General features: G+C 67.9%; 4 protein-coding genes and 2 tRNA genes. 2 read left to right on the top strand and 4 right to left on the bottom strand.

The genetic code is table 11. The features are described 5' to 3' along the window. The 3 genes from ACLL81_RS14620 to ACLL81_RS14610 all read right to left on the bottom strand — a co-directional run. Positions 1–117: GTP-binding protein (locus ACLL81_RS14620; RefSeq protein WP_411289092.1), on the bottom strand; the 117-nt coding region annotated here is incomplete at its 3' end. Between the two features lie 42 nt (positions 118–159). Continuing rightward, a tRNA-Gly gene (locus ACLL81_RS14615) sits at positions 160–233 on the bottom strand. Positions 234–277: 44 nt separating this feature from the next. After that, a tRNA-Tyr gene (locus ACLL81_RS14610) sits at positions 278–363 on the bottom strand. Positions 364–496: 133 nt separating this feature from the next. Between ACLL81_RS14610 and rlmB the strand changes: the two genes are divergently transcribed. Together rlmB and ACLL81_RS14600 are read left to right on the top strand one after the other, a co-directional pair. Then, positions 497–1,294: a 23S rRNA (guanosine(2251)-2'-O)-methyltransferase RlmB gene (gene rlmB, locus ACLL81_RS14605; protein ID WP_411289091.1), complete on the top strand. Its 798-nt coding sequence runs from the start codon at positions 497–499 to the stop codon at positions 1,292–1,294. A 44-nt stretch (positions 1,295–1,338) separates the two neighbouring features. Beyond that, a complete protein-coding gene (locus ACLL81_RS14600; RefSeq protein WP_411289090.1) occupies positions 1,339–2,061 on the top strand; it encodes a TerC family protein in 723 nt (240 codons plus the stop codon). Positions 2,062–2,065: 4 nt separating this feature from the next. Here ACLL81_RS14600 and ACLL81_RS14595 read toward each other — a convergent pair. Then, on the bottom strand, positions 2,066–2,946 hold an 881-nt coding region (locus tag ACLL81_RS14595; RefSeq protein WP_411289089.1), incomplete at its 5' end, for a class I tRNA ligase family protein.

The following is a 2,946-nucleotide window of genomic DNA, read 5'->3' as shown; positions in this document are numbered from 1 at the left end:
CACCTTCGCCAACGTCAGCGTGATCGCCGCCGTCAGCGTCGTCTTGCCGTGGTCAACATGGCCAATCGTACCAATGTTGCAGTGCGGCTTGTTGCGTTCGAACTTTTCCTTGGCCATCAGGGTCCTGCCGGCGTTGCTTGAAGTGGTTGATTAAGAAACTGGAGCGGGTAGCGGGAATCGAACCCGCATATTCAGCTTGGAAGGCTGCTGCACTACCATTGTGCTATACCCGCCGGTGAGCGGGGTCGCCCGTATCTCTCCTCATTCGTCCGGCGCGTGGTGGGGGAAGCAGGACTCGAACCTGCGAAGGCGTACGCCAGGGGATTTACAGTCCCCCCCCTTTGCCGCTCGGGACATTCCCCCTTGCGCTCGGAGCCATGCCGCGGCCCTGGACGAAAAGCCTGCCGCCCCCGGATGCGACCGGTGCTAAGAGCGCCGAACACGGTCCTGAAAGGCGGAAACCCGTCTGGGGCCCCAATTTGGAGCGCGTCTTATAGTGGCCTCCCACCTCGAACGCAACGACGCCCGGAAGGGTCACAAACGGCGTCCGCACAGCCGCTTTCCCGGACGCTCCGAGGTCGTCTCCGACACCTGGATCTGGGGCTGGCACGCGGTGGAGGCGGCGCTTGGCAATCCGGCCCGCGGAGCGCCCGATCGGCTGCTCGCCACGCCGGAACGGTCGCGCCAGATCGAGGGCCGGTTCGGTCGCCTGGCCGAGCTGGAGCCCGCCGACAACCAGCTGATCTCGCGCGCCCTGCCGGCCGGCGCCGTGCACCAGGGCGTCGCCCTGCAGGCCGCCCCCCTTGAGCCGGTGGGGCTGGACGAATTCGAGGCCCGGCCCGGCGCCGTCCTGCTGATGCTGGACCAGCTCACTGATCCCCAGAACGTCGGCGCCATCCTGCGCTCCGCCGCGGCCTTCGGGGCGACCGGCGTGGTGCTACAGGAACGCCATGCCCCGCGGTTCACAGGGTCGCTGGCCAAGGCCGCCGCCGGGGCGGTGGAGCGGGTGCCCACTGCGCGAGTGGTCAACCTGTCGCGCGCCCTGGAGGAGCTGAGCGGCCTGGGCTGGCGGGCGGTGGGCCTCACCGGCGAAGCGCCCCGCGACTTGGCCGAAGTGGTTGACGGCCAACCGCTGGTGCTGGTTCTCGGGTCGGAGGGCGAAGGCCTTCGCCGCCTGGTGGCCGAGCACTGCGACGAGCTGGCTCGCATTTCCATGCCCGGTGGCTTCGAGAGCCTGAACGTCTCCGCCGCCGCCGCGGTGGCACTCTACGAGGCCTCTCGGCCGCGCCGCTGAGCTTTGGCGTTGCAGACGATGCGCGGCTGACGCATTGAAACGCGATGCTCGAAAGCCTTCTCGCTCCCGGTGCGCTGTCCTCCCTCTTCCAGGTGATGATGATCGACCTGGTTTTGGCGGGCGACAACGCCGTCGCCGTGGGCCTGGCCGCCGGCGGCCTGCCGCCGGCCCAGCGGAAAAAGGCGATCCTTTACGGCCTGATGGCCGCGGTGGTCCTGCGCATCGGTTTCGCCCTGATCACCACCCAGTTGCTGGGGATCGTGGGCCTGCTGTTCGCCGGCGGCCTACTGCTCTTGTGGGTCTGCTGGAAGATGTGGCGCGAGCTGCGCGAGCAGGCGGAGCCCGACGAGGTCGCGGCCGCCGCGGCCATGGACGACGATCCGACGACGGAGCCCCACGTCAAGCCGGCCAAGTCCTTCCGCAGCGCCTTCACCCAGATCCTCATCGCCGATGTCTCCATGTCACTGGACAACGTCCTGGCGGTAGCCGGAGCGGCGCGCGAGCACCCCGCGATCCTGGTGTTCGGCTTGGTTCTCTCCATCGCTCTGATGGGTTTGGCGGCGACCTGGATCGCGCGCCTGCTGCACCGTTATCGCTGGATCGGCTACGCCGGCTTGGTGATCGTGCTCTACGTGGCGCTGCACATGATGTGGGAAGGCCACCGCACGGTGATCGTCGACCTCAACCGGACCGCTCAGTACAACGCCGTGATGCCGACAGCCCTGGAGATATCGCCCGAGGAAGAGGCGCGCCAGCGGCTTCACTGATAGGTCAGCCGGCCTCGGGGCCGCCAAACCGCTCGCGCCATTCAGCCACCTGACTGTCCTCAACCTTGCGGAAAAGCACGTCGGGCGCCTTGACCCGCCGGCCGGGCTCCAGGACGTCGAGGAGTTGGGCCCCCTCGCCTTCCGGCCAGCGGCCCGGGACCGCCTCGCCCACCGAGCCCGCGATGGTCTCCGCAGTGTACGGGATGAACGGCTCCGAGACCTTGGCGAACAGCGCGACCAGGTTCAGTCCGGTGCGCACCGCCATGGCCGCCCGCTCCGGATCGGTCTTGATCGCCGTCCAGGGCGCGGCCTCGGTCAGGTAGCCGTTGCCCAGCACCCAGAGCTGCCGCAGGGCTTGGGCGGCCTTGCGGAACTCGCGGCCCTCCAGGTGGTCGGTGAGTTCGGCCAGCTTGGCGGTCACGTCGGCGTAGAGTCCTTCTTCCAGAAGGCCTGCCGAACCCCCTGCCGGCACGACCCCGTCAAAACGGTTCTCGGTGAACTTCAGGATTCGGTTGACGAAATTGCCGAGCACGTCGGCGAGGTCGGCGTTCACCTGCGCCTGGAACTGCCCCCAGACGAAGGTCGCGTCGGAAGTTTCCGGGGTGTTGGCGGTGATCCACCAGCGCCAGTAGTCCGGCGCCAGAAGCTCCAGCGCCTGGTCCATGAACACCCCGCGGTTCTGCGAGGTGGAGAACCGGCCGCCGTAGTAGTCCAGCCAGTTGAAGCCTTTCAGCTCATCCACCAGCTTCCACGGCGCATTGCTGGCCGCCGCCCAGGTTCCGTCCGCGGCGCGGCGCTCGTTGAGGCCGATCAGGGTGCAGGGGAAGCCCACGGTGTGGAAGGGCACGTTGTCCTTGCCCATGAACTCCACATAGGTGACGTCGT

The sequence above is a fragment of the Phenylobacterium sp. genome, from assembly GCF_046590535.1.
Taxonomy (GTDB): domain Bacteria; phylum Pseudomonadota; class Alphaproteobacteria; order Caulobacterales; family Caulobacteraceae; genus Phenylobacterium.
This window is presented reverse-complemented; position numbering and strand designations above follow the sequence as displayed.